Here is a 23,443-nt window from a genome sequence, read left to right on the forward strand (position 1 = left end):
TGCGCGCCCCGTGTCCCTGCGCGCGGCCCGCTGCCGATCCTGTTGCCCAGGACCTGGGGGACCGACCGACCGAACTGATCGACGACAAGGAGCTGTTGAGCGTGACGGCATTGGCACGGTGGTGCTATCGGCACCGGCTGGTGGTCCTGTTGCTGTGGGTGGGGGCACTCGTCGGCGTGGGCTTCTCGGCCTCGTCGGCGGGCACGAACTACGCGAACGTCTTCTCCCTTCCCGACACGGACTCCAAAACGGCGTACGACCTGATGGAGAAGGCCTTCCCGAACACCTCCGGTGACACGGACACCGTGGTGTGGAAGGCCGACAGCGGCTCGGTGACGGACCAGGCGGTCGAGGACCGCGTCCGGCCGGCCCTCGACAAGATCGCCAAGCTGCCCGGCGTGGGCGCGGTCACCAGCCCCTACGCGGGCGCCCGGGGATCCGCGCAGATCAGCAAGGACGGCACGATCGCCTACGCCCAGCTGACCTTCACCAAGCGGGCGAACGAAATCCCCAAGGAGCAGGTGCAGAAGGTCCTCGACACCGCGCAGGCCGCCGAACGCGACGGCCTCCAGGTCGAGTTGGGCGGCCAGGCCATCCAGCGCGTCCAGGAGCCGCCGCAGGGCCTGTCCGAGATGGTCGGCATCGTCGCCGCGGCCGTCGTGCTGTTCCTCGCCTTCGGTTCGTTCTTCGCGATGACCCTGCCCATCGCGATCGCCGTCTTCGGCGTCGGCATGGGCCTGTTCTCCACCCAGCTGCTCAGCCACGTCACCGACATCCCCGACATCGCGCCGCTGCTCGCCTCCCTGATCGGCCTCGGTGTCGGCATCGACTACGCCCTGTTCATCGTCACCCGGCACCGGCGCGGCATCCTGCGCGGCATGGACCCGGAGGAGTCGGCGGTCACCGCCCTCAACACCTCCGGCAGGGCGGTGCTGTTCGCGGGCGGCACGGTCTGCATCGCGCTGGCCGGCATGCTGGTCACGCGCCTGCGCTTCCTGGACGGCGTGGTCATCGGCACGTCCCTGACGGTCGTGCTGAGCGTCCTCGCGGCGACCACCCTCCTCCCCGCCCTGCTCGGCTTCCTCGGCCCGCGCGTCCTCAGCCGCCGCCAGCGCCGCCGGCTGGCCGCCGAGGGCCCGGAGCCGGAGCGGGCGAGCGGTCTCGCGGCCCGCTGGTCGGCGAACGTGCAGAAGCGCCCGCGCCGGATCGCGGCGCTCGCGGTGGTCGTCATGGCCGTCCTCGCCATCCCGGTGCTCTCGCTCCGCCTCGGCGCCACCGACCAGGGCAACGACGACGCGTCCACCACCACCAGGAAGGCCTACGACCTGCTCGCCGAGGGCTTCGGCCCCGGCTTCAACGGCCCCCTCCAGGTGGTCAGCGTCGGCGGCGACACGGCGAAGCTGGTCCAGGGACTGAAGTCGACCCCGGGCGTCGCCCAGGTCGCCGAGCTGCCCCCGTCGCAGGGCGTCACGGTCGTCCAGGTGGTCCCGACCACCTCCCCGCAGTCCAAGGAGACGGACGACCTCATCGACACCCTGCGCGACCAGGTGATCCCGAAGGCGGGCGCGGAGGCCCACGTCGGCGGCGTGACGGCGGTGTCCAAGGACTTCGCCTCCGTCACCGGCGACCGTCTCCCGCTCTTCATCGCGACCATCATCACCCTGGGCTTCCTGCTCCTCCTGGTCGCTTTCCGCTCCCTCGTGGTCCCGCTGACGGCGGCCCTGATGAACCTGATCGCGGCGGCGGCCTCCTTCGGCGTCCTGGTGGCGGTCTTCCAGTGGGGCTGGGGCCTGGACCTGCTGGGCCTCGGCAAGGAGGGCCCGATCAACGCGTTCCTGCCGGTCATCATGCTCTCCCTGCTCTTCGGCCTCTCCATGGACTACCAGGTGTTCCTGGTGAGCCGGATGCACGAGGAGTGGGTGCACACCAAGGACAACGCACGGGCGGTGCGGGTCGGCCTCGCGGAGACCAGCCGTGTCATCAACTCCGCGGCCCTGATCATGGTCTGCGTCTTCCTCGCCTTCGTCCTGAGCGGCGACTCGGGCGCGGCGATGGCCGGCGTGGGCCTGGCGGCGGCGGTCGCCCTGGACGCCTTCATCCTCCGTACGGCCCTGGTCCCGGCGGCGATGCACCTGCTGGGCAACTCGAACTGGTGGCTGCCGGCCTGGCTCGACAAGCGGCTCCCGCACCTCGCGGTGGAACCCCAGGAGACGCCGCCCGCTCCGGAGCGGCCCGCCGGCCCGGCGGGCCCGGCCGGCCTGGCGGGCCCGGCCACGGCGATCCACGGGTTCGTCCGCACGCCGGACGGCGACCCGGTGGAGGAGGCGTCGGTGACGCTGATGTCCAAGGGCGGACGTCAGCTGGACCGGGTGACGTCCCTGGCGGACGGCTCGTACATCGTGTCGGTCCCGGAGCCGGGTTCCTATCTGCTGGCCGTCACGTCGTCGTCGTACGGCTCGAAGGCCCGGCACGTGACGGTGGCGGAGGGGCCGGTGGTGTACGACGTGGAGCTGACCGGGGACGAGGTGGACGCGGTCAGCTAGCCGAGCCCCTGGCCCTGCCGCCCGGATCCGGCAGTACCCGGGTCATCCCCGGCAGGAAGTCCGTGAACAGCTCGTGCACCTCGAGGACCAGCGGTCGCAGCACCCGGAACCGCGCGAGGGACACCCCTCGCGCGGTCAGCCGGGCCCCCCGCTCGGCGAGCCGGTAGCTCCGCTCCCGCCCCTCGGTCCGGTCGAAGATCCAGTAGAGCACCAGGCCCATCTGCGAGAGCCACATCAACTCGGGCAGCACGTCCCGCAGTTCGGGCGCCACCTTGGTCTTCGCGCCCGCGAGCACCTCCCGGTGCACGCTGATCGCCTCGTCGCGCGCGTGCTCGCTCTCCGGGGAGAAGGGGCTGAGCGGGCTGTCGGGGTCGGCCGCGTTCTTGAAGAAGTGGACCGCGAACTCGTGGTACGGGCGGGCGATGTCCAGCCACACCCTGAGCACGCCCGCGAGCCGCGCCTCCAGGTCGGTCTCCTTGTCCAGGACCTCGCGGACCGCCACCCGGTGCTCGGCGGCGAGCTGGTCGTAGAAGCCCTGGATCAGGTGTTCCTTGCCGGCGAAGTAGTAGTACGCGTTGCCGACGGAGACCCCGGCCTCCGTGGCGATGGCCCGCATCGTGGTCTTCTCGTAGCCCCGCTCCCGGAACAGGCGCATCGCCGTCTCCAGGATCAGCGCGCGGGTCTGCTCGGACTTGCTCTGGGCAGCGGCCTCGACGGGGCCGTCGTTCTTCGCGGACACGGACAGAGCCTAACGAGTGGCGCAGACGTCGCCGGCACAGCCCGGAGGGTTGTAGATCCACCCGACGGCGGGTTCGTACAGCCACCCGTCCTCCCGCCGGAAGGACTTCCCGTCCCCCAGCCCGCCCCGCCACCAGGCGGCGGCGAGCACCGCGCCCCGGGCCAGCCGGGCCCCGGCCGGGGTGCTCAGCCGGTGGGCGAGCGGCCGCTGCTCCCGCAGCGCCCAGAGCACGACGATCCAGGCGGCGGTCTCCCGGTAGACCTGCCCGGCGTCGCCGACCACGGTGACCTCGTCGAAGGTGGCCGAGTGGTCGAGGTCCGGGAACCGGGTCCGGGCCTCGGCCGAACCCGCCGGGACCAGTTCCAGCGGCACCAGCTGCGGCTGGCGCACCAGCCAGTCGCGCAGGTGGGTGCAGAGGCCGCACTCGGCGTCGTAGAGGACGGTGAGCCCGTGGACCGGGACGCGCGCGGCGCCCCGGTCGTCGGTCGCGGTCACGGCGGTCACGCCCCGGCCGCCGGCGCGGTCCAGCCCTGCGGCGGGACCGGCGGGAACTGCTCCTTCTCCATGATCCCGCGGCGCCTGATCCGGTTCAGCACGTAGACGTTGCCGAGGTGCATCGCGCCGAGCACCAGCAGCACCACCCCGAGCTTGGCGGAGAGCGCCTCGAAGATGCCCCGGGTGTCGTCGACCGTGTCGGTGGTGTGCAGGTAGAGCGCGACGAAGCCGAGGTTGACGAGGTAGAAGCCGACCACCAGGAGGTGGTTGACGGCGTCGGCGAGCTGCTCGTTGCCGTGCAGGACGTCGGAGAGGAAGATCCGGCCGTTGCGGCTGAGCGTCCGGGCCACCCAGATGGTCAGTCCGATGCTGACGAGCAGGTAGATGACGTAGGCGATGACCGTGCGGTCCATGCCCCACCCCTTCTTGAACGCGTTCAAAACGCTGACAGGGATGACTGTAGACCTGCTTTTGAACATGTTCAACTCGGTTGCGGAGTGGCCCGCTTCACCCCCGCCGCGCCAGCTCCGGCCGCTTGCTGTAGTCCGTGAAACCGAGGATGTTCCCCCAGGGGTCGGCGACCTCGACGGTCCAGCCGGTGGCCACGGAGAACGGCTCGTCGAGCACGGCGATCCCCGCGGTCCTGAACCGCTCGGCCGCGGCCCGCGCGTCCGGCACCTCCAGCCACACCCGCGGCGACGCCCACACGGCCGGCCGGTGCCCGAGCCCCTCCTCGGCCCGCAGCAGGATCCCGGGCGTCTCGCCCCCGACCTTCAGCAGCGCGATCCCGCCCTCGTCGAACCGGAACCCCACCGTGAACCCGGCCCGCTCGTAGAAGGCGACGGCGTCCGCGAGCCTCCCGACGGGCATCACCACGTTGTCGAACCCGAGCAGTTCGTACGACTCGTCATCTGACATGCGATCAGATTAGGAGCGGAGATGACGGTTGCCGGGCGGGCTGACCGTCGGGTCACTCAATGGGCCGAGAAGGGGCCCGGTACGTCGCTACGCTGAGCCGTCGTCGGTGCCGGGCGAGCGAGGGGGCGGGATGGCTCCGGGAGCAGAGACCTTCCACGGCGAGGCGCGGGCGGCTTTCGCCGAGGTCGCGCGGCGGCTGGGCCTGGCCGGACCGGGCGGCGGGGAAGGGGACCGGCATCTCGCCGTCGCGGCCTACGCAGGCTCAGGGGTGACCTACAAGGCGGTCCTCGGCCTGTGGCAGGGCGACGTCGAGATCCACGTCTGCCGCAGGACCGCACTGACCGAGTGCAAGGTCGGCATCGAGACGCTGGCCGTCTCGGCCGGCCTCGTGGACCGCCCCGGCCACGTCTCCTTCGACGCCCGCACCCTCCGCCGGCTGCGCAGGTCCCTGGCCGGTCAGGTCCGCTACGTCGAACTCGTCCACCCCCTCGTCTCCGGCGACCCGGACACGGCCCTGACCCTGATGCGCGCGGCGGGCGCCCGGGAGTGGCGCAGACCGTCCGCGGACTGACTCCGGGTACGCGGAAGGCCCCGCCCCGGGTGGGAGCAGGGCCTTTTGGCGGGTCAGGGGATCAGAAGCGGCGCGTGATCAGGGCGCGCTTGACTTCCTGGATCGCCTTGGTGACCTCGATACCGCGCGGGCAGGCGTCCGTGCAGTTGAAGGTCGTGCGGCAGCGCCAGACGCCGTCGCGGTCGTTCAGGATCTCCAGGCGCTGCTCGCCGGCCTCGTCACGCGAGTCGAAGATGAAGCGGTGCGCGTTGACGATGGCGGCCGGGCCGAAGTACTGGCCGTCGTTCCAGAAGACCGGGCAGGACGACGTGCACGCGGCGCACAGGATGCACTTGGTGGTGTCGTCGAAGCGCTCGCGGTCCTCGGCGGTCTGGAGACGCTCGCGCGTGGGCTCGTTCGTCTCCTTCGTGATGAGGAAGGGCATGACGTCCCGGTACGCCTGGAAGAACGGCTCCATGTCGACGACCAGGTCCTTCAGGACCGTCAGGCCCTTGATGGGCTCGACCGTGATCGGCTTCTCGGGGTTGATGTCCTTGATCAGCGTCTTGCAGGCGAGGCGGTTCTTGCCGTTGATCCGCATCGCGTCCGAGCCGCAGATGCCGTGCGCGCAGGAGCGGCGGAAGGTCAGCGTGCCGTCGACGTCCCACTTGATCTTGTGGAGGCCGTCGAGGACGCGCTCCTTCGGGTCGATCTCCAGCTGGAAGTCTTCCCAGACCGCGTCCTCGGAGACCTCCGGGTTGAACCGGCGGACCCGGAAGGTGACGGTGATCAGGTGGTCCGAGGCCGCGGCCTCCGCCTCCACCTTGTCCAGAACGGGGGTTGCCATCAGTACTTACGCTCCATCGGCTGGTAGCGGGTCTGGACGACCGGCTTGTAATCGAGACGGATGGACTCGGCGCCGTCGTCGCCGACCTCGCGGTACGCCATGGTGTGGCGCATGAAGTTGACGTCGTCGCGGTTCGGGTAGTCCTCGCGGTAGTGACCGCCGCGGGACTCCTTGCGGGCGAGCGCGGAGACCGCCATGACCTCGGCGAGGTCGAGCAGGTTGCCGAGCTCGATCGCCTCCAGGAGGTCCGTGTTGAAGCGACGTCCCTTGTCCTGGATCGAGACGTTCCGGTAGCGCTCGCGCAGCTCCGCGATCTTCTCGACCGCCGTCTTGATCGTCTGCTCGGTGCGGAACACCATGACGTTGGCGTCCATCGTGTCCTGGAGCTCCCGGCGGATCGTGGCGACCCGCTCGTTGCCCGTCGAGGAGCGCAGCTGCTCGATCTGGTCGACGACGAACTCGGCCGGGTTCTCCGGGAGCTCGACGAAGTCGACGGTGTGCGCGTACTCGGCGGCCGCGATGCCCGCCCGGCGGCCGAACACGTTGATGTCGAGGAGCGAGTTGGTGCCGAGGCGGTTGGCGCCGTGGACCGAGACGCAGGCGACCTCGCCGGCCGCGTACAGGCCCGGGACGACCGTGGTGTTGTCCGAGAGGACCTCGCCCTGGACGTTGGTCGGGATGCCGCCCATGGCGTAGTGCGCGGTCGGCTGGATCGGGATCGGGTCCGTGTACGGCTCGATGCCCAGGTAGGTGCGCGCGAACTCGGTGATGTCCGGGAGCTTCGCGTCCAGCTGCTCCGGCGGGAGGTGGGTGAGGTCGAGGTAGACGTGGTCGCCCTCGGGACCGCAGCCGCGGCCCTCCCGGATCTCCGTGTAGATGGAGCGGGACACGACGTCACGGGACGCGAGGTCCTTCATGACCGGCGCGTACTTCTCCATGAAGCGCTCGCCGTCCTTGTTGCGGAGGATGCCGCCCTCACCGCGGGCGCCCTCCGTCAGCAGGATGCCCATGCGCCAGATGCCGGTCGGGTGGAACTGGAAGAACTCCATGTCCTCCAGCGGCAGCCCGCGGCGGTAGACGGCGGCCTGGCCGTCACCGGTGAGCGTGTGGGCGTTCGACGTCACCCGGAAGAACTTGCCGGTGCCGCCGGAGGCGTAGATGACGGCCTTCGCCTGGAAGATGTGGATCTCGCCGGTGGCCAGCTCGTAGGCGACCACACCGGACGACTTCTTGACGCCGTCCTCCTCGGTGATCAGCTGGTCCAGGACGTAGAACTCGTTGAAGAACTCCACGCCCTCCTTGACGCAGTTCTGGTACAGCGTCTGGAGGATCATGTGGCCGGTGCGGTCCGCGGCGTAGCAGGACCGGCGGACCGGGGCCTCGCCGTGGTTGCGGGAGTGGCCGCCGAAGCGCCGCTGGTCGATCGTCCCGTTGGGCGTCCGGTTGAACGGCAGGCCCATCTTCTCCAGGTCGAGGACGGCGTCGATGGCCTCCTTCGCCAGGATCTCGGCGGCGTCCTGGTCGACCAGGTAGTCACCGCCCTTGACCGTGTCGAAGGTGTGCCACTCCCAGTTGTCCTCCTCCACGTTGGCGAGCGCGGCGGCCATGCCGCCCTGCGCGGCGCCCGTGTGGGAGCGGGTGGGGTAGAGCTTGGTCAGGACCGCGGTGCGGCTGCGCTTCGTGGACTCGATGGCCGCGCGCATGCCCGCGCCACCGGCGCCGACGATGACGGTGTCGTACTTGTGGATCTTCATGATTCTCGCAGCCCCGTGCCTAGCGGATGTTCGGGTCGAAGGTGAAGATCACCAGCGAGCCCAGCAGGATGGTGAACACCGTGGCCGTGTAGAGCAGGCCCTTGAGCCACAGCCGGGTGTTCGCGCGCTCCGCGTAGTCGTTGATGATCGTGCGCAGACCGTTGGCTCCGTGCAGCATCGCGAGCCACAGCATCAGCAGGTCCCAGACCTGCCAGAAGGGGCTCGCCCAGCGGCCGGCCACGAAGGCGAAGCCGATCTTCGACACGCCGCCGTCGAGCACCAGCTGGATCAGCAGGTGGCCGAGGACGAGGACGACCAGCACGACGCCGGACAGGCGCATGAACAGCCAGGCGGCCATCTCGAAGTTGCCGCGGGTGGAGCGCGGGGTCTTCTTGGTGCGCTTGCGCGGGGCCTCGATGAGGGGGGCCGGGTTGTCGACGTCGAAGAGGGGCGCGCCCTCGACGGGGCCGACGCCGGCGGTGGTTTCAGTGGTCGACATCTGCGTCAGCTCCCGAACAGGACACGAGCGGCGTGGCCGAGAACGGGGTAAATGGCCCCGGCCATCAGGACGACCCAGACACCGACGACCGTCCAGAGCATCTGCTTCTGGTAGCGCGGGCCCTTCGACCAGAAGTCGACGGCGATGACACGCAGGCCGTTGAGCGCGTGGAAGAGGATGGCGGCCACGAGGCCGTACTCCAGCAGTGCGACGATCGGCGTCTTGTACGTGGCTACGACCTTGTCGTAGTCCTCGGGGGAGACGCGGACGAGAGCGGTGTCCAGCACGTGAACGAACAGGAAGAAGAAAATGAGGACGCCGGTGACTCGGTGAGCCACCCAGGACCACATTCCTTCCCGGCCGCGGTACAGCGTTCCAGCCGGCACGGAAGTCCCTCCGGGAGCGGGGTATCGGGGCCGCGCCGGCTTGTGGGTGTCGGTCGGGCCCGGCCGGGTACGGTCCACCGGCCCCCAGCATCGTAGCGAGGCGCTGCCGCTGGGCTTACGCCGGGCCTACCGGTGTGATCAAAGTGGCACGCGGATGGGTGAGCGCCGACGGGCCCCGGGGTGGTCTGTGCGGTTATCTGCCGGGTGCGGCGCCGTTGGGGCTGGTCGCGCAGTTCCCCGCGCCCCTGAGGAGGTGCAGCAGGCGTCCCCTTGCAAGGCGACGGAGTTCCTCCGCTGTCAGTACCCGTTCCTCCTCCGGATCGTTTGTCAAACGTGACCGGATGCCTTCCAGGACGCGGTCCAGGGATTCGGCCGGCGGCGTGTCGCCCAGGTAGATGACGAAGACGTGGCCGAACTTGGCCTCGTAGGCCGCGTGGGCCGCCGTCAGGGCCGTGTGGGCCGCGGAGTACGTGTCCTCGGGGAGCTCGGGGAGGCACTCGCCGGCCAGGGCCTCCGACAGGTCCCCCGGGGACAGGTCGTACGCCGCCTCGTCGGCCGCGGCCAGGAGGGACTCCACGTCGGGGTAGGGGCGGTGGTCGGCGATGCGGCGGGACCAGCGCGGGCTGTGCAGGCAGTGCAGGAGCAGCGCGCCGGCCTCGTCGTCGGGGGCGGCGTTGAACGCGTCCAGCGGGGTGGGGAGATGGGGCAGGCGGTGGGCGGGCAGCGTGGGTCCTCGCGTCACATGCGGTGTGGCAGGGGCGGCAGTGGATGCCGTGAGAGATGTGTCGTCGACGTTATCGATGACGTTCACGGTGTGTCCGTTGGTTGCCTGAATTTCACCCGAACGGGAGAGTTTCAGATTGCGTCGATGACGGACGTGCGGCGGGTGCGTCGTAAGTTGTAGCCGTGAGCCAGCACAGGCGCAGGCCGTCGGCACGGCAGTTCACGCGGAGACGGGCGGTGGTGGTCGCCGCGGCCTTCGCGGGGACCGTCGCGCTCGGCACGGGCATCGCGGTATGGGCCTCCTCGGGCGGCGACGGCGGGAGCACCGCCGGAGCGGCCCGGCAGCCCTCCGGAAGCGGCCGGGCGGCCTCGTCCGGGGCGCCGACCCCCGCTCCCACGCCCACCCGCAGCTACCCCCTCTCCCAGGCCCCCCGCACCATCCCCGCCGTCCGCTCCCACACCGCCGCCCGCGGCCCCGGCTGGCGCCCGCGGCGCGGTGGCCGGGTCGTGGTGAGCGACGCGGCGCTCGCCGACGAGGGGCGGCTGACCGCGGGCGAGCTGGGGCTGACGTACGCCGGGCAGAAGGGCGCGGACGACGACGTCCGGCCGGGTGATGTGCGGCTCGACCTCGGCGGCACGGGGGACCCGGAGTCGTACACCATGACCGTGCGCGGCGGGTCGGTCCGGATCAGCGGGCCCGGGGACGCCGGCGTCTTCTACGGGACCCGGACGCTGAAGCAGGAGGTGCACGGCGGCGGTACGGCCCCGGAGGGGGTGGTGCGCGACCAGCCGGCCAAGCCGCGGCGCGGGTTCATGCTGGACATCGCGCGCAAGCCGTTCACCGCGGACTGGATAGAGGCGCGGATACGAGAACTCGGCGACCTGAAGTTCAACGAGCTCGGGCTGCACTTCTCCGACGACCAGGGCTTCCGGATCGAGTCCGACACCCACCCCGAGATCGTCTCCCGGGACCACCTGACCAAGGCGCAGGTTCGGGAGATCGTCGCGCTCGCCGCCTCCCGGCACATCCAGGTCGTACCGGAGATCGACTCGCCGGGACACCTCGGCGCCGTCCTCGCCGCCCACCCCGAGCTGCAGCTGCGCAACGCGCAGGGCGTCGCCACCAGGGGTGCCGTCGACATCTCCCTGGACGCCTCGGCGAAGCTCGTCGACGACCTGCTCGACGAGTACGCCGACCTGTTCCCCGGCTCCGACTGGAACCTCGGCGGCGACGAGTACCAGGCCCTGACCGTCGCGAACCCGCAGGCCTCCTACCCGCAGCTCGCGGCCGCCGCCGAGCAGGAGTACGGCGACGGGGCCACCGTCGCCGACCTCACCACGGGCTGGCTGAACGCCCGCGCCGACACCGTCCGCGCCCACGACCGCACCCTGCGGGCCTGGAACGACGGCTTCCTCCGGGGCGCCTCCGTGCAGCCCGCCGACGACCTCCAGGTCGCCTACTGGACCGGCAAGGAGATCGGCGCCCGGCAGCCCGTGGAGTACCTGAGGGCGGGCCGCAAGGTCCTCAACTACAACGACGAGTACCTCTACTACGTCCTCGGGGAGCCCAACACCTTCGTCTACCCGACCGGGCAGCGCATCTACGAGCAGTGGATCCCGCGCATGCTGCGCGGCACCTCGGCGGTGGCCGCGCGGTACGAACCCCAGGTCCTCGGCGGCTCCTTCGCCGTCTGGTGCGACCTCGCCAACTCGCAGACCCAGGACCAGGTGGCGGCCGGCATCCGGATGCCGCTGCGGGCCACCATCCAGAAACTCTGGGACCCGGGCACCACCCCCACGATGTCCTGGACGGACTTCAGGACCCTCGCGAACAGGCTGGGCTGACCAGGAAGGGGAGCCGGAAGGGACCCGGAAGGGGCGCGGCAATACGGGTGGACGTACGGCGCGACGGGCCGTATGTTCCGCATTCCGCGCGCGGGCCTGGGGAGGGCTCCGCGCACTGCCGCGTCCCCGGGGGAACCGTCTTGATCTGCGCCCGCTGCCACCACTTCGCCGCCGCGCCCGGCGCCACCCTGTGCCACCGCTGCCTCGGCGACTCGCCCGAGCCGGCCCCGGTCTTCGGCAGCACGCCGGGGCTGTGGCTGCGCTCGCCGGTGGGCCTCGGCTGGGCCGCCGCCGTACTGCTCGGGGCGGTGGTCGCCGCCGACCTGTTCGCCCTCTGGGCGGACTTCCTCCAGTACGACGCCACGGGCGCGCTGGCCGACGGCGAGACCGGCGCCGCCGCGTTCCGCCGGGCCGACCGCGCCGACGAACTGCTGAGTGTCGCCGCCGGGGCCCAGGCCGTCTCGCTGGTCGCCTGCGTGATCGTCTACCTGTGCTGGTTCCAGCGGGTACGGGCCAACGCCCAGGTGTTCAACCCGCTCGGGCACCGCAAGTCGCCGGGCTGGGCGATCGGCGGCTGGTTCGTGCCGGTCGTGAACCTCTGGTACCCGCGCCGGATCACCCTCGACATCTGGGACGCCAGCAGCCCCTGGGGCACCACCCGTTCGCACACGCTGGTCAACACCTGGTGGGCGCTGTGGCTGGCCTCGCTGTTCGCCGACCGCGCCGGGACGACCGGCTACGCCGACGACACCGAGGGCGCCGCCCAGGTCCGCGACGGCGCCCTGCGGATGATGCTCTCGGACTCCCTCGACACCGCCGCCGCCGTGCTCGCGATCGCCCTCGTGCTGCGGCTGACCCGCATGCAGCACGAGAAGGCGATGGCGGGCACCGCTCCGGCCGGGCTCTGAGCCACGGCCGCACACCTGCGCACCCGCGCACCCATACCTGCTTTTGGCCGAAAAGCCTTTCTTCGGACTCCGCCGGATCCCGGGTGCCCTGCCCGTGTGACACTGCCGTACCGTCGCACGCAGTTAGGGAAAGTACGAGCTCCGTGCAAGTGGGGCCTTGGTATGTACCGTTTCTGGGAGGCGTGGGATGAGCCTGGTGGAGCTGATCGCTCAGGCCGATGAACGCGGACTGGCCGCCAGCGGGTTGGCCTGTTTGGATCGGTGCGTACCCCTGCTGGGCGGGGACGACCTGGTGCTGCGGCCGCTGTGGGCGAGCCTCGCCGACGGCTCCGACTGGAGCGCGGGACTGGAGAAGGCGCGCGGCTCGCTCGGCGGCGAGGAGACCGGCGCGGGGGCGGGGCCGGGCGGTCGGGCCGACGAGGCCGAGGTGCTCGCCCGCCGGATGCTCGACGCCGCGCCCGGGTCGCCGGAGGCCGCCGGCGTCCGCCTGTGGGCCGACGCCTGTTCCGTCGCCTCGCTGCAGATCCACCGGCTGCTCGACCCCGCCGAGGACGGCGCGCCCTCGGTGGACAGCCGCCGGGAGGGCGGCACCGAGGGCATGTCCCCGCTGGTCGCCGCCGAACTGCGCCGCCAGGTCACGGTGCTCGAACTGCTCGCGGGGCACGGCGCGGCCGGGCTGCGCCGCGCGCTGGACGTCTCCACCGAGGGACGCCGGGTGCTGCGTGCGGTGGTGTCGCGGCGGGCCCGCGGGCTCGGGTGAACCAATGGTGAGGGCGGTGCGCGGGTCCTGCGCCGGTTGCGGGAACACCCCCGGATCCGGGTGACGAATCCGCCGCCCGCCTCGCTCTTTCCTGTGTGACCTATGTGACCGGCGCGACAGCCCACCACGACGTGACACCCCGCCACGGGACAGCGCAGCAGCAGACCAGGCCGCATGCCGCCGCGAGACCGGCCCGGTGGGCGGCGGACGCGGTGGCGATGATGCGCGAAGGCGCCCGGGTCCGGCTCGACTACTCGGCGCAGAGCCTGTGGCGGGTCGACCGGGTGATCGAGGAGATACGCCGGGAGGGCGCGCCCTTCGAGGCCGTGCGGGAGACGCTGCGCGGCCTCGGGGCCTACGCCGGTGAGGTGATCGCCCGTCACACCGGCGCCGAGTGGTGGGCGTCCGGCGGCGAGTACTGGATCCGCACCCCCGACGGCCGGCTCTGGGCTCCGATCGAGGAGGCCGGGCGCTGCTACGGCGGCCACGGCTCGCTGCGGCTGCTGTGCCGGGACGCCCTGGGGTAGCGGGCGGGCCCGGGGGAGAAGGGCGGGCCCGGGGCGGCGGGCCGGGCCCGGCGGCGGTGGCCGGCTTCGGCGGCGGTGGCCGGCTCGGCAAAAACACCGTAATAAGAGACGCGGGCGTTCCCAACTGGGCGGTGGGGGAGCACGATTGGCCCATGGCCGACAACCGACGCTGGTGGGCTCTGGTCGTCATCGCCCTGGCCCAGCTGATGGTCGTGCTCGACATGACCATCGTCAACATCGCGCTCCCCTCCGCGCAGGTCGCCCTGCACATGTCCGACGGCAACCGGCAGTGGGTGATCACCGCCTACACCCTCGCCTTCGGCGGACTGCTGCTGCTCGGCGGCCGGATCGCCGACCTGGCCGGACGCCGGATCGCGTTCATGACCGGACTGGTCGGCTTCGCCGCCGCCTCGGCGCTCGGCGGGGCCGCGGTGAACCAGGGGATGCTGTTCGGGGCCCGGGCCCTGCAGGGCGTGTTCGCCGCGCTGCTCGCGCCGGCCGCGCTGTCGCTGCTCGCGACGACGTTCACCGACCCGAAGGAACGCGGGAAGGCGTTCGGCATCTTCGGCGCCATCATCGGCGCGGGTGCCGCGGTCGGGCTGCTCGCGGGCGGTTTCCTCACCCAGTACCTGGACTGGCGCTGGTGCCTGTACGTCAACGTGCCGATCGCGCTGGTCGCGTTCGCCGGCGCGTGGGCCCTGCTGCCCGGCGGCGGCCGGCATCCCGACGCCCGCCTCGACGTCCCCGGCGCGCTGCTCGGCTCGGCCGGCATGCTCGCCCTGGTCTACGGCTTCTCCGAGGCGGAGTCCCGGAGCTGGACGGACGGCCTGGTCCTGACGCTGCTGATCGGCGGGGTCGCGCTGCTCGGCCTCTTCGGGTTCTGGCAGACCCGCGCCCGGGTCCCGCTGCTCCCCATGACCGTGGTCCGCGACCGGCAGCGCGTCGGCGCCTTCCTCACCGTGCTGCTGGTGACCATCGGCATGTTCGGCGTCTTCCTCTTCCTGACGTACTACATGCAACGCGTCCTCGGCTACTCGCCCGTGAAGACCGGCGTCGCCTATCTCCCCATCACCGTCGGCATGGTCACCGGCTCCACCCAGATCGCCGCCCGGCTGCTGCACCGGGTCCCGCCCCGCGTGCTGATGGTGCCCGGGCTGCTGCTGGCGGCCGGGGCGCTGGCGCTGATAGCCCAGGTCGGGGTCGAACCGGCGTACGCCTCGCACATCCTGCCCGGCATGCTGATGCTCGGCCTCGGCATGGGTACGGCCATGATGACCTCCGTCTCCCTGGCCACCGGCAACGTCGCCCCACGCGACTCGGGCGCGGCCTCGGCCACCTTCAACACCGCCCAGCAGGTGGGCGGTTCGATCGGCACGGCCCTCCTCAACACCATCGCCGCGAGCGTCACCACCCGGTACGCCACCGCGCACGCCGCGACCATCCCGGACCGTACGCTGCTGGCCGCGAAGGCCGCGGTGCACGGCTTCAACGTGGCCACCTGGTGGGCGATGGCCGCACTGCTGCTGGGCGCCCTGATCGCCGGAGTCGTCGTCAACGCGGACCGCGCCCCCACCCCGCAGCCCGCCCAGGAACGCACCCCGGAACCGGTGGACTCGGCCACCTGAGCCGCCGGGCGGGCCCGTGGCCGCGACCGGCGCACCGGCTCCCGCTCGTGGCCGCCGCCGTCCGCGCGCCCGCGTCGACACCCGCTTCGACCCTTCGGCGGCGGTACGGCGGTGCGGTCGCCGAGCCGCCGCTGGACCCCTCCCCGCGCGTGGAGCGCGCGGGGAGTTCGCGGGCCCGGGCGGACGTCGGTCAGGTGAGGGCGGGGATCCGCTCGGGCGTGGGCAGCGGGGCGGGTCGGGTGGTGGTCACCTCGGCGCCGAGGCAGACCTCCTCTCCCTGCTCGATGGTGATGCGCAGTCCGTCGCCGCCCAGCGGCGCCACGCACACCCAGGCGGGCTGGTCCAGTTCCACCCAGCGGTCGAAGGTGACGGACATCCCGGTGACCATGCCGGTGGCGGTCGGCCGGTGCGCGTGCGCGGCCTGCCGTACCGCTTCCAGCAGGAGCATGCCGGGCGCGTGGTCGACCGGGTGGTCGAAGAGCACCGGGTGGTCCAGGTCGGCCCGCAACTGCCAGCGGTCCGTGCGGGCGCTGTCGGCCAGCACCACGTTGTACGGCAGGCAGTGGCCCACCGCGGCGGGCCGCAGTGCCGGGGGCAGCGGCAGCGCGGTGGAGCGTACGGCCGCGGGGTCGCTGCGGTTGCCGCGCAGCCGGCGGTAGAGGGCCGGGGCGCGGTTGGCGAAGCGGGCGGTGGCCGTGCCCATGCGCTCCCCGTCCAGGTGGGCGGTGGTGTGCATGACCATCGAGACCAGGACGCCGTTCCTGGTGCGTACGTCCTCGCAGACGACGTCGAGCACCACGTCGGCGGGGGACGCGGGGACGGCCATGGCGGACGGTTCGACTCGGTAGCTGAAGTCGTCCCAGATCAGATGGTTGCCGAACGGGACGCCGTAGGCGGTGTGGGACAGCAGTGGCAGGATCTGGCGGACCGACTCGACGAACAGCATGGGGTCGAACCGCTGGCCGCGCGGCCAGTAGAAGCTGTGGAACCGGGGCCACTGGGCCCGGACGGTGTGCCGGTCGTCGGCGTGCGTGGTCCAACCGGTGAGCAGCACTTCGGCGTGCGCCCGCTTGTGGACGAGTTCTCTCGGTACCGCGGTGCTGAGCTTGGACATGTCAAAGCCGCTGGTGTGCGTAGGCAACATTGCTGACTCTCCCCCTGTATGACTGGCCGCTGGCTGCGGTGACCGCGCTAACATAAAATACGTTCTCTATTTTTGTCGAGGAATGGATTGCCCATGAAGACGGCCAACGCAGAGCGTGCCGCGCGGACCCGCCAGCGCCTCCTTCTCGCGGCAGCGGAGATCTTCGACGAGGCGGGGTACGAGGGCGCCGCGGTCACCCGGATCGTGGAGCGCGCCGGACTCACCCTCGGCGCGCTCTACTTCCACTTCGGCTCCAAGCAGGGCGTGGCCGAGGCGCTGATGAACGCCCAGGCCACGACCATCGAGCCGCATCTGGAGTCGACCGGCCTGCAGCGGCTGGTCGACATCACGCTGGTGTGGGCGCAGCGGATGCAGCACGACCCGATCCTGCGCGCCGGTGTCCGGCTCGCCGTCGAACAGGGCAGCCACGGCATGAACGACGCGACGTCGTTCGAGGACTGGCGCCGACTGATGCGCGAACTGCTGGAGACGGCGCGGGCCGACGGGGAGCTGGAGGAGACGGTCGAACCCGACCGGTTGGCCCGTTTCGTGGTGGCCGCCTGTACCGGGATGCAGGTCTACTCCCAGCTCGCCACCGGCCGTGCGGACCTGATGGAGCGCGTCTGCGACATGTGGAGACTGCTGCTGCCCAGCCTCTCCCCGGCCGCCGTGCGCGCCAACATCAGCGTCGACCCGCGGCGGGTGCCGGCCACGTGACCGCCACCGCGCACCGAACCCGGCACCTGGTGCTGACCGGGGCCAGCGGCACGGTCGCCTCCCTGGTGGCCCGGCGACTGGCGTCCTCCGGACACCGGCTCACCCTCACCGGCCGCACCGTCCCCGGGGACCGGCCCCTGGACGGCACGGGCGGTCCCGGGGCGGCGGTACGGCACCTGGTCTGCGACCACGAGGATCCCGCGAGTCTGCGGGCGGCGTTCCGGGGCGCGGACGCGGTGCTCGTCGTCACCAACGACCCCACCCGGCCGCAGCAGGACCGGAACATCCTCCGGGCCGCGCTGGACGCGTCGGTCGGCCACCTCGTCAAACTCTCCGCCGCCGCCGTCCACGACCCAGGCGCCGACGACCTGGTCACCTCGTGGCAGCGGGAGAACGAACGGCGCATCAGGGCCTGCGGCATCCCCTGGACCATGATCCAGCCCCGGTCCTTCATGACGCACGCCCTGGCCTGGGCGCCGGGCATCCGTACCGCGTCCGCCACCGCGGCGCTGCATCCGCACAGCCGCAACGCCTGCGTGGCGCCCGAGGACATCGCCGAGGTGATCGCCCTCACCCTCACCGACGACAGCCATCACGGCCGGTCGTACCAGCTCACCGGCCCCCAGGCCCTGTCGGCCCACGACCAGACCCGGATCCTGGCCGAGCTGCTGGGCCGGCCCCTCACCTGCCGGGCGCTGACCCGGAGCGAGGCCCGCGCCGGCTTCCTCCGCCGGTACCCCCCGGCGATGGCGGAGGCGCTGCTGCTCTCCGCCGACCGGCAGGCCGCCGGTGCCAAGAGCGCGACCGGCGACACCGTGGAGCGCCTGACCGGCCGGCCGCCGACCGGCTTCACCCGGTGGGCCACCGCCCATCTGCACCGCTTCGTCTGATCCACCGGCGGCTGCGCCCAGCCGGAGGACACCCATGTCCCACGTTCCGAGGAGAGTCATGTCCGAACGAGGTCTGCTGCACGGCAAGTCCGTCGTCATCACCGGGGCCAGCAGCGGGATCGGCGCCGCGGCCGCCCTGCTCTTCGCCCGGGAGGGCGCCCGTCTGGTGCTGGCCGCGCGCCGCGGGGACCGGCTCCGGGAGGTCGTCGAGCGGATCGGGGCGGCCGGCGGTACGGCGACCGCCGTCGTCGCCGACGTCACCAGCGCCGACGACATGCGCAAGGTCGCGCGGACCGCGCTGGACGCCTACGGAGGTCTGGACGCCGCGTTCAACAACGCGGGCTGGACGTCCACCGGCACCCCGATGCACCTGATGACCGACGACGAGTACGACCGGATCATGGACGTCAACGCCCGCGGGGTGTGGAACGCCCTGCGCGCCCAGGTGGCCGTGATGCTGGAGCACGGCGGCGGCGCCGTCGTCAACACCTCCAGCGTGGCCGGGATGCGGGCGACCGGGGCGTCCGCCCCGTACATCGCGGCCAAGCACGCCGTCATCGGACTCACCAGGGCCGCCGCCGACGAGTACGCGGACCAGGGGATCCGGGTCAACGCGCTGGTCGTCGGCAGCACCCGTACCGAGCTGATGGACGAGGTGCTCACCAACACCCCTTCCCTGCTGGTGCCGTTCACCGAACGGGCCATGCAACGGCGGCTGGCCGGACCGGAGGAGGTCGCGCAGACGGCGGCCTGGCTCTGCTCGGACCGCTCGTCGTTCACCACCGGCGCGGCCGTCCAGGTGGACGGGGGCTGGACCTCCAGGTAGCGGCGCCGGACCCGTCGTACGGGCGGACTTGCCGAGAACGTTGCGGCCTGCTCCCGTTTCCGTTCCCGTCCTCCACGGGCCGCCCTATGGTCGAATCGCCCGCCGCGCCCGGTGCGCGGGCCGGCGCGGCGACCCCTGGCAGCCGGTGACCTCCGAGGACGCATGTGACCGAGCCGCAGCGACCAGAACCGACACACCCCGTCGCAGCACCCCGAGGAGCGGGTCCGGCGGCCGGTGACCGGGGCGACCCGGCCCCGGCGCCGAGCCGCCCGCCCGCCCCCGGGCCATGGACCTCCGGTACCCCGGCCGGAAGGCGCCCCGACCGTGTGACCCGCACGGCCGGCGCCCCCACCGGTGAGGGCGCGGACCCCGAAGCCGCCGCTGTCCGCCCCTCAGTTCACGACCGCGATCACCGAGGCCCCACATGACGAAGAAGACAGAGCAAGCCGCCCGCACCCGCAGCAGTCTGGTCCTGGCCGCGGCGGACAACTTCGACCGCCACGGTTACGACGGCACCTCGCTGGCCTCGGTCTGCGGCGCGCTGGGCATCTCGATGGGGGCGCTGACCTTCCACTTCCGCAGCAAGGCCGCGCTGGCGGCGGCGGTGGCTGACGAGGGGGCCGCCGAACTCCGGCGCGCCCGCGCCGCGTGCCCGCGCACCGGGCGGCCGTTGGAGGATCTGTCGTCGCTCGTCCAGGCGGTGGCTGTGGTGCTGCGGGAGAGCGTGCGGGCCCGGTCGGCGGCGCGGCTGATCGCGGAGGGCCAGGTGCACTCCACCTGGCCCTCCGACTGGCGCGACGAGGTCGAGGAGCTGATCGGGCTCGCCTGGCACGCCGGAGAGCTCAGCGAGGACATCCAGCCGAGGACGGCCGCCCAGCTCGTCCGGCATCTGGTGGAGGGGGTGGCGGTCGACGCCCGGGGGAGCACGGGCCGGCCCGCCCCGGGCGCGGCGGACTTCACCGAGGTCTGGCAGGCGGCCCTGACCGGCCTGGCGGCGGGGCCGCGGCCCACCACCGTGGGCCTGCCCTGAGCCCCCACCGACGTGACGCTGCGCGTGCCGGGGCGGGGCCCGGCCGGCCGGTCAGGCGTCCGGGCCGCGCAGCCGGTAGTGCGTGAAGGCCGCGGAGACCAGGGTGGCGTGGTGGTGCCAGCCCGGGTAGGAACGGCCCTCGAAGTCCTGGAGGCCGAAGTCGCCGCTGAGCGAGTTCACCACCGCGGACGCCAGCAGTGGCTGGCGCATCAGCGGCAGCAGCTGCGCCAGCGGCCGGTCGACCAGGTTCGTCAGCCACACCGCGGTGCCCCGGCCGCCCGCCCGCCGCTGGGCCAGCAGCCGCAGCCTGGGCTGCCGCGCGGTGGCCCCGGGCAGGGTCACCGGCATCGACACGATGTCCACGCCGTGGTGGTGCTCACCGCCGGCCGGCAGACCGCCCCGGCTGTCGAGCAGCCGCCGCACCGTCACCGGCGCGGGCGCCGGATGCCCGGCCGCGACCGGCCGCACCGCCGCCGTCTCGGGCACCTCGACGACGAACGGCCGTTCGCTGTAGGCAAGTTGGGCGAGGAAGGCGCCCCGGTCCGGCATCCAGGACAGGTCCGCGGTGAGCGGCACCTCCGGACCGCAGGTCCATGACAGGGTCCGGCCCGCGAGCCCGGCCGCCTGGGACCACATGGGGCCGCCGGCGTCCTCCGGAAGCCGCACCCGGGTGCCGAGCCGGGGGTCGGCCGGCCAGTCGTCGGGGATGTAGAGGTTCCAGTCGACGGGGAGCGGACCGGCGGGACCGCACAGGAAGAGCCCGATGCCGAGCTGGCAGGTGGTGGCCCGGCGCAGGAACGGGTCGTAGCGCCGGTGCACCCCGACCGAGTGGCCGCCCCTCTTGGGGATGAACGCCGGGGCCAGCGCCCACGCCGTGGCGCCGGTCCGCTGCTCCACCCAGCGCAGCAGGTCCTGGCGGATCGCCTGCCAGTCCCAGGGGCTGGCGTTGACGAACTGGTGCATCGACTGCGAGGCGGTGGCGGAGTCGCTGACGGAGTCCGCGAGCCTGCGCACCGACTTCTTCCCGGGTGTGCTCAGCAGCGCCCTGACATACAGCTCGGCCCAGCGGCGCTGGTCGGCCCGCGGCAGCCGGCCGAAGACCGCGTCGGCGAAGGAGCTGAGCCGACGCATCCCGTCGAGGCCGGCCGGACCCCCGGGATCCGGCTCGTACAGCACGGTCATCTGACAGTCCCTCCCATACGACGACGTCGACCCGTCCAGCATAAATAGCGTTCTTTATGTTGCTGCGCCGAAAAGGTGATCCACGGCGACTTTGGCAAGTCCGGTGCGGCGAACGGCGTGAAAGCACCCCGAAAGCACCGCGAGAGCAGCGTGAAACGGCCCGTGCGGCAGGGGCGCGCGGGCCTCCGGACTCTTCGACGACTCCCCTAAGTCGCGTCCGTTCGGGGCGCCGGGCTCGCGGCGGCGCGGCCGGAGGTGCGCACTATGACGGCCGACGGCGAGCCGGTACGCATCCCTCGCCCGGGCGCCCCGCGCCCCTCCCCAGGCCGTGCATCACGGCACTCCCACACGTCTTTGGACATCCCACATGAGTGAGATAACGAAAGCCGTCATCCCGGTCGCGGGACTCGGCACCCGCTTCCTGCCCGCCACCAAGGCCACCCCGAAGGAGATGCTGCCGGTGGTGGACAAGCCGGCCATCCAGTACGTCGTCGAAGAGGCCGTCAGCGTGGGGATGCGCGACATCCTCATGGTCACCGGGCGCAACAAACGCGCCCTGGAGGACCACTTCGACCGTAACTGCGAGCTGGAACTCGCCCTGGAGAAGAAGGGCGACACAGGACGGCTGGCCGCCGTGCACGCCTCCACCGAACTCGCCGACATCCACTACACCCGCCAGCGCGACCCGCGGGGCCTCGGCCACGCCGTGCTGTGCGCCGCCCCGCACGTGGGCGACGAACCCTTCGCCGTCCTGCTCGGCGACGATCTGATCGACCCGCGCGACCCGCTCCTCGCACAGATGCAGCAGGTGCGCCGCCGGCACGGCGGTTCGGTCGTCGCCCTGATGGAGGTCGACCCCGCGCGCAGCCATCTCTACGGCTGCGCCGCCGTCGAGCGGGAGCACGGCGGCGACATCGTGCGGGTCACCGACCTGGTGGAGAAACCGGCCCCCGGCACCGCACCGAGCGACCTGGCGGTCATCGGCCGCTACATCCTCGACCCGGCGGTCTTCCCGGTGCTGCGCCAGACCCCGCCGGGACGCGGCGGCGAGATCCAGCTCACCGACGCCATCCGGACGCTCGCCCTCCAGGGGCATCCGGTGCACGGGGTGGTGTTCTCGGGGCGGCGCTACGACACCGGGGACCGCGCCGACTACCTGCGCGCGGTGGTCCGGATCGCCGCCGACCGCGACGACCTCGGCCCCGGCTTCGTCGAGTGGCTGCACGGGTTCCTGGCCGGCGACCGGGCGGCGCTCACCGCCTGACGCGTCCAAGTGTCCCCGGAGCACCGGTTGAACGCCGTTCCTTCTTCGGCGAGTTGGCGATGTCGCCACGGCCCGGGTCCGCCACCTGGATGACGACAGGAGATCTCCGTATGGTCCACCACGAGCGAACACAGCGAAGCAGTACCGACGGATCCGAGCGGACAGAGAAGGGAGTCCAGCACGGCGGGCACCGGGTCCCGCTGGCCGCGCTCAACACCTCCGTCAGGGTCAGGCTCGACGGCCCGGACGAACGGCACACCAGGGCCCTCGCCGAATCCGGTGAGTTCCCGCCGATCCTGGTCCATCGCCCCACCATGGCGATACTCGACGGCGTCCACCGGTTTCACGCGGCGCGGTTGCGGGGCGAGACCGACATCGCGGTGCGGTTCTGCGACGAACCGCTGGAGACCGCGTTCGTCCGCTCGGTCCGGGAGAACGTCCGGCACGGCCTTCCGCTGAGCCGGTCCGACCGGGCGGCGGCGGCCGGACGCATCCTGGCGGCGCATCCGCACTGGTCGGACCGGTCCGTGGCGAGGGCCGCGGGACTGTCCCCGCGTACCGTCGCCGACCTGCGCAAGGACGCGGGGTCCGGGACGGATCCGACCCATCGGCTGGGCCGTGACGGACGGCTGCGCCCCATCGACGCGGACGAACGGCGGCGGCGTGCGGCCGAGATCCTGCGCAGCGAGCCCGATTCCTCGCTGCGCCGGGTCGGACGCCTCGCCGGGATCTCGGCGACCACGGTGCGGGACGTGAAACGCCGGATCGACAGCGGGCAGGACCCCGCTCCGGGCAGACGGCCCGACCACCCGGAACACCCGGAGTTCCCGCCGCCCCGCAGCGGCCCGCAGGCGATCGACCCGGCGGACTTCCCGGCCCTGGTCAAACGCCTGTGCAACGAGCCCTCGCTACGGCACTCCGCCGACGGCCGGCTGCTGCTGAGGCTGCTCGATCTGCATCTGGCGGCACAACGGAGTTCCGCCCGGATCGCCTCGGTGGTCCCCGCTCACCAGATCGCGACGGTCGCCGTCGTGGCCGCCCGCTGCCGGCAGATCTGGCAGGAGATGGCGGCGGGCTTCGAGAACACCCGCCTCGGCCTGGACGAAAAGGCCGCGGCGGAGAACCGCTGAGAACCAACGAGAACCAACGAGAACCAACGAGAACCGAGAGGAATGACATGTCTGTTGTGGATGGTGTGGTGGAGGGGTCGGTGGGGTCTGGTGCGGGGGGTGGTGGTGGTTCGGGTGGGTTGTCGTCGCGGATGCGGTTGA

At 72.1% G+C, this 23,443-nt stretch carries 24 protein-coding genes; 13 read left to right on the forward strand and 11 right to left on the reverse strand.

Features of this window, described 5'->3' with window-relative positions:
• Positions 1–110 precede the first annotated feature (110 nt).
• Positions 111–2,543 carry an MMPL family transporter gene (locus ACGF5O_RS43725; RefSeq protein WP_393815538.1) on the forward strand — a complete coding sequence of 811 codons (2,433 nt, stop codon included), beginning with the start codon at positions 111–113 and terminating at the stop codon, positions 2,541–2,543.
• Here the strand turns inward: ACGF5O_RS43725 and ACGF5O_RS43730 are convergent.
• The 4 genes from ACGF5O_RS43730 to ACGF5O_RS43745 form a co-directional block, all read right to left on the reverse strand.
• Positions 2,536–3,282, reverse strand: coding sequence for a TetR/AcrR family transcriptional regulator (locus tag ACGF5O_RS43730; protein WP_393815510.1), 747 nt, complete (start codon positions 3,280–3,282; stop codon positions 2,536–2,538). The genes ACGF5O_RS43725 and ACGF5O_RS43730 overlap by 8 nt on opposite strands.
• 9 nt (positions 3,283–3,291) lie before the next feature.
• On the reverse strand, positions 3,292–3,786 hold the full coding sequence (locus tag ACGF5O_RS43735) for a thiol-disulfide oxidoreductase DCC family protein (RefSeq protein ID WP_393815511.1): 495 nt from the start codon (positions 3,784–3,786) through the stop codon (positions 3,292–3,294).
• Positions 3,783–4,190 (reverse strand): hypothetical protein, encoded by a 408-nt coding sequence (locus ACGF5O_RS43740; protein WP_393815512.1) that lies wholly within the window; start codon positions 4,188–4,190, stop codon positions 3,783–3,785. The genes ACGF5O_RS43735 and ACGF5O_RS43740 overlap by 4 nt, the downstream gene beginning before the upstream one ends.
• Before the next feature lie 94 nt (positions 4,191–4,284).
• Positions 4,285–4,695, reverse strand: a complete 411-nt coding sequence (locus ACGF5O_RS43745) for a VOC family protein (RefSeq protein WP_393815513.1) — start codon at positions 4,693–4,695, stop codon at positions 4,285–4,287.
• A gap of 130 nt (positions 4,696–4,825) precedes the next feature.
• On the opposite strand from ACGF5O_RS43745, the gene ACGF5O_RS43750 reads away from it, so the two are divergent.
• Entirely contained in the window at positions 4,826–5,266 is a 441-nt protein-coding gene (locus tag ACGF5O_RS43750) for a hypothetical protein (protein ID WP_393815514.1), read from the forward strand.
• Positions 5,267–5,327: 61 nt separating this feature from the next.
• Here ACGF5O_RS43750 and ACGF5O_RS43755 read toward each other — a convergent pair whose 3' ends face one another.
• From ACGF5O_RS43755 to ACGF5O_RS43775, 5 genes are all read right to left on the reverse strand, one after another.
• The gene (locus ACGF5O_RS43755) at positions 5,328–6,092 is read right to left on the reverse strand and encodes a succinate dehydrogenase iron-sulfur subunit (RefSeq protein WP_393815515.1); all 765 of its coding nucleotides are present in this window, start codon (positions 6,090–6,092) and stop codon (positions 5,328–5,330) included.
• Positions 6,092–7,846 (reverse strand): succinate dehydrogenase flavoprotein subunit, encoded by a 1,755-nt coding sequence (sdhA, locus tag ACGF5O_RS43760; RefSeq protein ID WP_393815516.1) that lies wholly within the window; start codon positions 7,844–7,846, stop codon positions 6,092–6,094. Before sdhA ends, ACGF5O_RS43755 begins: the two co-directional genes overlap by 1 nt.
• Before the next feature lie 19 nt (positions 7,847–7,865).
• Positions 7,866–8,345, reverse strand: a complete 480-nt coding sequence (locus tag ACGF5O_RS43765; RefSeq protein WP_393815517.1) for a succinate dehydrogenase hydrophobic membrane anchor subunit — start codon at positions 8,343–8,345, stop codon at positions 7,866–7,868.
• Positions 8,346–8,350: 5 nt separating this feature from the next.
• Positions 8,351–8,731 (reverse strand): succinate dehydrogenase, cytochrome b556 subunit, encoded by a 381-nt coding sequence (gene sdhC, locus ACGF5O_RS43770; RefSeq protein WP_043406142.1) that lies wholly within the window; start codon positions 8,729–8,731, stop codon positions 8,351–8,353.
• Positions 8,732–8,924: 193 nt separating this feature from the next.
• Positions 8,925–9,473, reverse strand: coding sequence for a 2-oxo-4-hydroxy-4-carboxy-5-ureidoimidazoline decarboxylase (locus ACGF5O_RS43775; RefSeq protein WP_393815518.1), 549 nt, complete (start codon positions 9,471–9,473; stop codon positions 8,925–8,927).
• A gap of 164 nt (positions 9,474–9,637) precedes the next feature.
• Between ACGF5O_RS43775 and ACGF5O_RS43780 the strand changes: the two genes are divergently transcribed.
• The 5 genes from ACGF5O_RS43780 to ACGF5O_RS43800 all read left to right on the forward strand — a co-directional run bounded on the left by ACGF5O_RS43780 (position 9,638) and on the right by ACGF5O_RS43800 (position 15,119).
• Positions 9,638–11,299 (forward strand): family 20 glycosylhydrolase, encoded by a 1,662-nt coding sequence (locus tag ACGF5O_RS43780; protein WP_393815519.1) that lies wholly within the window; start codon positions 9,638–9,640, stop codon positions 11,297–11,299.
• 140 nt (positions 11,300–11,439) lie between these two features.
• Positions 11,440–12,207, forward strand: a complete 768-nt coding sequence (locus tag ACGF5O_RS43785; protein ID WP_393815520.1) for a DUF4328 domain-containing protein — start codon at positions 11,440–11,442, stop codon at positions 12,205–12,207.
• Positions 12,208–12,394: 187 nt separating this feature from the next.
• A complete protein-coding gene (locus ACGF5O_RS43790; RefSeq protein WP_393815521.1) occupies positions 12,395–12,967 on the forward strand; it encodes a hypothetical protein in 573 nt (190 codons plus the stop codon).
• 104 nt (positions 12,968–13,071) lie between these two features.
• Positions 13,072–13,494, forward strand: a complete 423-nt coding sequence (locus tag ACGF5O_RS43795) for a hypothetical protein (protein WP_393815539.1) — start codon at positions 13,072–13,074, stop codon at positions 13,492–13,494.
• A 152-nt stretch (positions 13,495–13,646) separates the two neighbouring features.
• A complete protein-coding gene (locus ACGF5O_RS43800; protein WP_393815522.1) occupies positions 13,647–15,119 on the forward strand; it encodes a DHA2 family efflux MFS transporter permease subunit in 1,473 nt (490 codons plus the stop codon).
• A gap of 190 nt (positions 15,120–15,309) precedes the next feature.
• Here the strand turns inward: ACGF5O_RS43800 and ACGF5O_RS43805 are convergent, their stop codons facing one another.
• Positions 15,310–16,233: a ScbA/BarX family gamma-butyrolactone biosynthesis protein gene (locus ACGF5O_RS43805; protein ID WP_393815523.1), complete on the reverse strand. Its 924-nt coding sequence runs from the start codon at positions 16,231–16,233 to the stop codon at positions 15,310–15,312.
• A gap of 123 nt (positions 16,234–16,356) precedes the next feature.
• Here ACGF5O_RS43805 and ACGF5O_RS43810 point away from each other — a divergent pair, with 123 nt between their 5' ends.
• The 4 genes from ACGF5O_RS43810 to ACGF5O_RS43825 all read left to right on the forward strand — a co-directional run bounded on the left by ACGF5O_RS43810 (position 16,357) and on the right by ACGF5O_RS43825 (position 19,726).
• Positions 16,357–16,980 (forward strand): ScbR family autoregulator-binding transcription factor, encoded by a 624-nt coding sequence (locus ACGF5O_RS43810; RefSeq protein WP_393815524.1) that lies wholly within the window; start codon positions 16,357–16,359, stop codon positions 16,978–16,980.
• Positions 16,977–17,870, forward strand: a complete 894-nt coding sequence (locus ACGF5O_RS43815) for an NAD(P)H-binding protein (protein WP_393815525.1) — start codon at positions 16,977–16,979, stop codon at positions 17,868–17,870. Before ACGF5O_RS43810 ends, ACGF5O_RS43815 begins: the two co-directional genes overlap by 4 nt.
• Positions 17,871–17,928: 58 nt before the next feature.
• On the forward strand, positions 17,929–18,696 hold the full coding sequence (locus ACGF5O_RS43820) for an SDR family NAD(P)-dependent oxidoreductase (protein WP_393815526.1): 768 nt from the start codon (positions 17,929–17,931) through the stop codon (positions 18,694–18,696).
• A gap of 424 nt (positions 18,697–19,120) precedes the next feature.
• Positions 19,121–19,726: a TetR family transcriptional regulator gene (locus ACGF5O_RS43825; protein WP_393815527.1), complete on the forward strand. Its 606-nt coding sequence runs from the start codon at positions 19,121–19,123 to the stop codon at positions 19,724–19,726.
• Between the two features lie 51 nt (positions 19,727–19,777).
• On the opposite strand, the gene ACGF5O_RS43830 is transcribed toward ACGF5O_RS43825, so the two are convergent.
• Entirely contained in the window at positions 19,778–20,908 is a 1,131-nt protein-coding gene (locus tag ACGF5O_RS43830) for a transposase (RefSeq protein ID WP_393815528.1), read from the reverse strand.
• Between the two features lie 367 nt (positions 20,909–21,275).
• Between ACGF5O_RS43830 and galU the strand changes: the two genes are divergently transcribed.
• On the forward strand, positions 21,276–22,172 hold the full coding sequence (galU, locus tag ACGF5O_RS43835; RefSeq protein WP_393815529.1) for a UTP--glucose-1-phosphate uridylyltransferase GalU: 897 nt from the start codon (positions 21,276–21,278) through the stop codon (positions 22,170–22,172).
• A 110-nt stretch (positions 22,173–22,282) separates the two neighbouring features.
• Positions 22,283–23,302 (forward strand): ParB N-terminal domain-containing protein, encoded by a 1,020-nt coding sequence (locus tag ACGF5O_RS43840; protein WP_393815530.1) that lies wholly within the window; start codon positions 22,283–22,285, stop codon positions 23,300–23,302.
• Positions 23,303–23,443: the final 141 nt, after the last annotated feature.

Origin of the sequence: Streptomyces sp. NPDC048291 (assembly GCF_043201715.1) — a bacterium.
GTDB lineage: Bacteria > Actinomycetota > Actinomycetes > Streptomycetales > Streptomycetaceae > Streptomyces.

Excerpts from the sequence above, each read along its gene's own strand:
- ACGF5O_RS43740 (WP_393815512.1), bottom strand. The coding sequence starts at position 4,190 with ATGGACCGCACGGTCATCGCCTACGTCATCTACCTGCTCGTCAGCATC.
- ACGF5O_RS43745 (WP_393815513.1), bottom strand. The coding sequence starts at position 4,695 with ATGTCAGATGACGAGTCGTACGAACTGCTCGGGTTCGACAACGTGGTG.
- ACGF5O_RS43750 (WP_393815514.1), top strand. The coding sequence starts at position 4,826 with ATGGCTCCGGGAGCAGAGACCTTCCACGGCGAGGCGCGGGCGGCTTTC.
- ACGF5O_RS43755 (WP_393815515.1), bottom strand. The coding sequence starts at position 6,092 with ATGGCAACCCCCGTTCTGGACAAGGTGGAGGCGGAGGCCGCGGCCTCG.
- sdhA (WP_393815516.1), bottom strand. The coding sequence starts at position 7,846 with ATGAAGATCCACAAGTACGACACCGTCATCGTCGGCGCCGGTGGCGCG.
- ACGF5O_RS43765 (WP_393815517.1), bottom strand. The coding sequence starts at position 8,345 with ATGTCGACCACTGAAACCACCGCCGGCGTCGGCCCCGTCGAGGGCGCG.
- ACGF5O_RS43790 (WP_393815521.1), top strand. The coding sequence starts at position 12,395 with ATGAGCCTGGTGGAGCTGATCGCTCAGGCCGATGAACGCGGACTGGCC.
- ACGF5O_RS43800 (WP_393815522.1), top strand. The coding sequence starts at position 13,647 with ATGGCCGACAACCGACGCTGGTGGGCTCTGGTCGTCATCGCCCTGGCC.
- ACGF5O_RS43805 (WP_393815523.1), bottom strand. The coding sequence starts at position 16,233 with ATGTCCAAGCTCAGCACCGCGGTACCGAGAGAACTCGTCCACAAGCGG.
- ACGF5O_RS43810 (WP_393815524.1), top strand. The coding sequence starts at position 16,357 with ATGAAGACGGCCAACGCAGAGCGTGCCGCGCGGACCCGCCAGCGCCTC.
- ACGF5O_RS43820 (WP_393815526.1), top strand. The coding sequence starts at position 17,929 with ATGTCCGAACGAGGTCTGCTGCACGGCAAGTCCGTCGTCATCACCGGG.
- ACGF5O_RS43825 (WP_393815527.1), top strand. The coding sequence starts at position 19,121 with ATGACGAAGAAGACAGAGCAAGCCGCCCGCACCCGCAGCAGTCTGGTC.
- ACGF5O_RS43830 (WP_393815528.1), bottom strand. The coding sequence starts at position 20,908 with ATGACCGTGCTGTACGAGCCGGATCCCGGGGGTCCGGCCGGCCTCGAC.
- galU (WP_393815529.1), top strand. The coding sequence starts at position 21,276 with ATGAGTGAGATAACGAAAGCCGTCATCCCGGTCGCGGGACTCGGCACC.
- ACGF5O_RS43840 (WP_393815530.1), top strand. The coding sequence starts at position 22,283 with ATGGTCCACCACGAGCGAACACAGCGAAGCAGTACCGACGGATCCGAG.